General features: G+C 72.9%; 7 protein-coding genes. All 7 read left to right on the top strand.

The window, feature by feature from the left end; translation table 11 throughout:
- The first annotated feature begins 224 nt into the window (after positions 1 to 224).
- Complete coding sequence (locus tag EAD98_RS01315; protein ID WP_121652259.1) at positions 225 to 911, top strand: hypothetical protein; 687 nt, start codon at positions 225 to 227, stop codon at positions 909 to 911.
- A complete protein-coding gene (locus EAD98_RS01310; protein WP_121652258.1) occupies positions 908 to 1,303 on the top strand; it encodes a phage holin family protein in 396 nt (131 codons plus the stop codon). The genes EAD98_RS01315 and EAD98_RS01310 overlap by 4 nt, the downstream gene beginning before the upstream one ends.
- Before the next feature lie 22 nt (positions 1,304 to 1,325).
- Complete coding sequence (locus tag EAD98_RS01305) at positions 1,326 to 1,979, top strand: DUF3618 domain-containing protein (RefSeq protein ID WP_121652257.1); 654 nt, start codon at positions 1,326 to 1,328, stop codon at positions 1,977 to 1,979.
- A 51-nt stretch (positions 1,980 to 2,030) separates the two neighbouring features.
- Complete coding sequence (locus tag EAD98_RS01300; RefSeq protein ID WP_233583670.1) at positions 2,031 to 2,837, top strand: hypothetical protein; 807 nt, start codon at positions 2,031 to 2,033, stop codon at positions 2,835 to 2,837.
- A gap of 140 nt (positions 2,838 to 2,977) precedes the next feature.
- Positions 2,978 to 3,487, top strand: coding sequence for a GNAT family N-acetyltransferase (locus EAD98_RS01295; RefSeq protein ID WP_121652260.1), 510 nt, complete (start codon positions 2,978 to 2,980; stop codon positions 3,485 to 3,487).
- 274 nt (positions 3,488 to 3,761) lie between these two features.
- Positions 3,762 to 4,223, top strand: coding sequence for a hypothetical protein (locus tag EAD98_RS01290; RefSeq protein WP_199723208.1), 462 nt, complete (start codon positions 3,762 to 3,764; stop codon positions 4,221 to 4,223).
- 2 nt (positions 4,224 to 4,225) lie between these two features.
- Positions 4,226 to 5,320 (top strand): SRPBCC family protein (locus EAD98_RS01285; RefSeq protein ID WP_147457310.1); only part of this gene is annotated, 1,095 nt, incomplete at its 3' end.

The following is a 5,320-nucleotide window of genomic DNA, read 5'->3' as shown; positions in this document are numbered from 1 at the left end:
GCTGGTCAGACCACGGGTGAGTCGCCCGACCAGCAGTCCGGCAACCGCCGCGCCGGCCAGGAACACCCCCGGGTTGCGTCGGGCGTACGTGCGTACCTCGTCCAGGACGTCCCCGGCGCCCGGTCCGTCCAGACCGGCGGAAGCATGGCACCAGATTCGGCGGGTAGGCGGGGTGCGTCCCGGGTCGCTGGCACGCGGCTCCGGGCCGACGGAGGGAGCGGGCTATGACGGGTAACAACCCGAGCCGGCCACCACAGGGTGCGACCGGCACCGCACAGCAGGCTCGGCAAGAGGCGTCCCGGGTCGGACAGCAGGCCGCGCAGGCCGGTGGACAGGTGGCCCACACTGCCGCCGAGCAGGGCGGGCAGGTGGCCGCGGAAGCGCGCCAGCAGGCCCGGAACCTGACCGGGGAGGCCACCGGCCAGCTCCGTGAGCAGGCCCGGTCGCAACAGCAGCGGGCTGTCGACGGGCTGCGCGACCTGGGCCAGGGGCTCAACTCGATGGCCGAGCGGGACGGTGACTCCGGGCTGGCCGGCCAGGCGGTCCGCCGGGCGGGGGACGCCGCGCAACGGGCCGCCGGCTGGCTGGACGGACGGGAGCCGGGGGACGTCCTGGACGAGGTACGCACGTACGCCCGACGCAACCCGGGGGTGTTCCTGGCCGGCGCGGCGGTTGCCGGACTGCTGGTCGGGCGACTCACCCGTGGTCTGACCAGCGGCGGCGGCGCAGGGATGTCCGGCGGCCAGGCGGGCGAGTACGAGCATCCGGACGGGGGCGGACCGCGGCCGTACGACCGTGCACTCGACGAGCGGTACCAGCCTGATCAGCCGTACATGGGTACGGCTCGGGCGCAGAACCTCTCGCCGGCCGATCGGCCGCAGCGGGACCTGCCAGGCGGGGTGGCGCCATGAGTGCCCCCGAGAAGGAGCGGGCCCAGGCCTCGGTCGGCGACCTGCTGGGTGACGTCACCCGGGACCTCTCCACGCTGATGCGCAAGGAGGTCGAGCTGGCCAAGGCCGAACTCCGCGAGGAGGCGAGTCAGGCCGGCAAGGCCGGCGGCATGTTCGGTGGGGCCGGGCTGGCCGGGTTCCTGGCCGTCCTGTTCGTGTCGTACGCGGTGTGGTGGGGGCTGTCCAACACGATGGACCAGGGCTGGGCGGCGCTGATCGTCGCCGTGATCTGGGCGGTCGTGGCCGGCGGCCTCTTCATCAACGCCCGGAGCCAGCTCCAGCGGGCACGTGCGGTACTGCCCCGGACGAAGCAGACCGCCCGGGAGATGCCGGACGCCCTGCGGGGTCGGTGAACGAGTCGGAAGGGAGAGGATCATGTCCAGTGATCCGGATCGGATCCGGCGGGAGATCGAGACCACCCGCGACGAGTTGAGCAATGACGTCGACGCACTGGCCGACAGGGTCAACCCGCGTCGGATCGCGGGCGAGCGCGTCGGGCAGGCCCGCGATGCGGTCACGCGAGCGAAGGAGAAGGTGATGGGTAGCTCGAGCCACATGGGGCAGGAGGCCAGCCAGCGGATGTCGCACGTCGCCGGCTCGGTACGCGACGAGACCCGATCGCTCGGACAGCAGTCCCGAGGGGCCATGGGCTCCGTGCGGGACGAGGCGCGCTCGCTCGGGCGGCAGTCCCGGGAGCAGACGCAGGGCAACCCGTTGGCCGCCGGCGTGGTCGCCTTCGGCGTCGGGCTGCTGGCCGCCTCGCTGCTTCCGTCGACCGGGCGTGAGCGGCAACTCGCCGGCCGCGCGCGGGGCATGGTGAGTGAGCACTCCGACCAGCTGCGCGGGCAGGCGAGCCAGATCGGCCACCAGATGCAGGACAACCTCCGGGAGCCCGCGCAGCAGGCGGCGCAGTCGGTGCGGTCCACCGCCGAGCAGGGGATGTCCGCGGTACGCGACCAGGGCCGCTCGGCCGCCGGGCAGATGCAGGGGCAGGCGCATGCGGCCGCCGACGACCTCCGGCAGCGCTGACCCGGCCGGGCGGCGGGGCTGGCACCGATGATGCGGGTACGATCCGCGTCCGTGCCAGCCCCGGGCCGGCTGGTGAACGAGGACCTGGTCTTCCGGTTCGGCCCGCTGGTCGGCGTTCTGGACGGCGCGACCGTGCCGGAGGGCTTCGACACCGGCTGCGTGCACGGGCCGGAGTGGTATGTCCGGCACCTGGCCGCCCGGATCGGCGTGGCCGAGGCGGCACGCCCGTCGGCCAGGCTGACCAGCAACCTGGCCGCGGCCATTCTCGCCGTCCGCGCCGACCACGGCGGGCAGTGCGACCTTGATCATCCCGGCACCCCGTCCAGCACCGTCTGCCTGCTGCGTGAGTGCGGCGACAAGGTGGACTACCTGGTGCTCTGCGACAGCCCGCTGGTGCTGGACACCGGCCAGGTCAGCGTGGTGACCGACGACCGGCTGGAGGCGTCGGTGGCCGAGCTGCGCCGGACGGTCGCCACCGTGCCGGCGGGCGGGGACCCGGTGACCCGCTTCCGGCACGCCGTGGGCGTCCAGCGGGAACGGATGAACCGCACGCACGGCTACTGGGTGGCGGCGGCCGACCCGGACGCGGCCTTCCACGCGGTGACCGGGACCCTGCCCCTGCGGGGGCCGGCTGCGGTGCGCCGGGCGGCGTTGCTCAGCGACGGCGCGTCCAGCGCTGTCGACCAGTTCGGGCTGACCGACTGGGTGGGGCTGCTGGACATGCTGAGCGTCGAGGGCCCCGGCGCGTTGCTCGACCGGGTCCGCGAGGCCGAACGCGACCACCCCGACCGGCTGCGCCGGCACAAGCCCACCGACGACGCCTCGGTGGTCTTCTGCGAGTTCGGGCCGGAGACCTGAGGGCCCGGCGACTACGCCGGGTAGCAACAGAGCGTGAGGTGGACGGTCGGGCGGTCCGACCGGTCGGTACCGGTAGCCGGACCGCCAGTGGATGCCCAATGGGGTGGACTTCGGCCGATGAGGGCGGCAGACTGCGGCACGTGGCGGGTGCGGTCCGGTTGGAGCCGGTGGATGAGCAGAACCTGGAGCCATTGCTCTCCGTAGCGGCTGCCGAGGCCGAGCCCGGCGATGTGATGCCTCCGGTCGAGGCTCCCGCCGGTTGGTCGCTCGCCCGCCGGGAGGCGTTCCGGGACTTTCACCGGGCGAGCTTCGAGGGCCTGGACGGCCCGACCCGTTCCCAGATGTACGCGATCCTCGTCGGCGGCGAGGTGGTGGGCATGGTCCGGATGACGCGCTGTGACGAGCCCGGCACCGTCGAGGCCGGGATGTGGCTCGGTCGCTCGGCCCGCGGACAGGGGATCGGCGCGAGTGCTCTGCGCGAGTTGCTGAACGCCGCGGCCCGGGCCGGCATGCGGGCCGTGGTGGCGGAGACGACAGCGGACAACGTCGGCGCGGTCGGCGTACTGAAAAAGTGCGGTGCCACCTTGCGCCAGGATGGTGGCAAGGTGCGCGGCGAAATCTGTCTTGATTCGACGCCGCCAGCGCTCTGAAGCGATTCTGCGCGTTCGTCTCCTCTGTCGTTTCTCCTGGTGGTTGCCGCCTGGACGTCCGTTCTGGGGCGTCCATTCCCGCATTTCCTGATGGCGTTCTCCGATGCGGACGTAAATTGTCGGAACGGTTTCGGTGGAATGCCGACGGGTACTGCCCGGCGGGTCCGCAGATACGGGACGCCTGATCGAAGGCATGCTTCGCGCTATTCCCCGGTAGCCCTTCTCTGGCCCCCAGTGGCAGGCGTCCGGACCCCCGGGGAACGAAGGAGAACCGATGAAGACCGGAACACGAATCGGGTTGGCGGTGGGCTTCGGCTACCTGCTGGGCCGCCGACGCAAGCTACGTACCGCACTCACCCTCGCCGCCGCGGTGGCCGCCGGCCGCGCCAGCCGGGACCCCGGCGGGCTGCTGAAGCGGGGGAGCGACCTGCTGCACTCGTCCCCCCAGCTGGGCAACCTGGGCCGGCTCGGCGGGCCACTGGTCAACGCCGGCCGATCCGCCGCCACCGCGGCTGCCGGCAGCGGCGTGGACGCGCTCACCGGTCGGCTGCGCGGTTCGGCCGACGCGCTGCGTCGCCGGTCCGGAGGCCAGGGCGGCGCCCGGGACGATGACACGGGCCACGACGACGACACGGGCCGCGACGACGGCACGGGCCGCGACGACGGCACCGACCGCGACACGGCGGACCGGACCGACCGGGACGACGCGTCGGCCGGGCAGCGGCGGGGGCGGTGACCATGGCGAACTCCAATCCGGGTGGGCTCGGTGACAAGGTCCGCGGCCAGTTGGCCGACGAGGTACGCAACCTGGCCGAGGCGATCGGCGAGCGGGCGATGACGGCGGTGACCGAGCGGATCACCGGCGCGACCGGCCGGCTCAGCGAGTACGCGCGCCAGGGCGGCGGACCCGGCCTGATCGCCGCCGCCACCGGTGCGCAGAAGCTCGCCGAGGGCGGCTCACCGATGAAGGCGATGGTGCATGCCGGGATGGCCGGCGGTAAGGAGAAGGTGATGTCGGCTCTCGGCCGCGCGGGCGGAAAGAGCGGCGGCAAGGGCGGCAAGAAGAAGGTCACCAACATCGTCGAGACGATCGAGGTCGGCGTGCCGGTGCGGGCCGCGTACAACCAGTGGACGCAGTTCGGTGATTTCCCGAGCTTCATGAAGAAGGTCGAGAACGTCGACACCGATTCGGACGAGAAGCTGACCTGGAAGGCGCAGGTCTTCTGGTCGCACCGGACCTGGGAGTCGACCATCGTCCGGCAGGTGCCGGACAAGCTCATCCACTGGCGGTCCAAGGGTGAGAAGGGCTCGGTCGACGGCACCGTCAGCTTCCACGAGATCACCCCGGACCTGACGCGCATCCTGGTGGTGCTCGAGTACCACCCGCAGGGCCTCTTCGAGCACACCGGCAACCTGTGGCGCGCCCAGGGCCGGCGGGTGCGACTGGAACTGAAGCACTTCGTCCGGCACGTGATGACCGAGGTGGCACTCGACCCGGACCAGGTGGAGGGCTGGCGCGGCGAGATCCGCGACTCCCAGGTGGTCAAGGACCACGAGACGGGCCTGCGCGAGGAGCGCGAACGGGACCAGCGCGGCCCGGAGCGACGCGGCGGGCCCGGCCCCGAGACCGACGAGTTCGCCGAGGAGGAGCCGAGCGGGGAGGAGCCGCCGCGGCGACGGCCCGCCGGGCGGCTGCGCCAGCGACCACCCCGCCGGCCGGTCGAGCCGGAGTACGACGAGGAGTACGAGGCGTACGAGGACGGCTACGACGAGGGGTACGCGGACGAACCCGACGAGGAGCCGCCGCCGGCGCCGCGTCGCCGCGCTCCCGGG

Origin of the sequence: Micromonospora sp. CV4 (assembly GCF_003667455.1) — a bacterium.
In the GTDB taxonomy this organism is placed as follows: domain Bacteria; phylum Actinomycetota; class Actinomycetes; order Mycobacteriales; family Micromonosporaceae; genus Micromonospora.
Note: the sequence above shows the minus strand (reverse complement) of the source record. Positions and strands in the feature narration are given on the sequence as shown.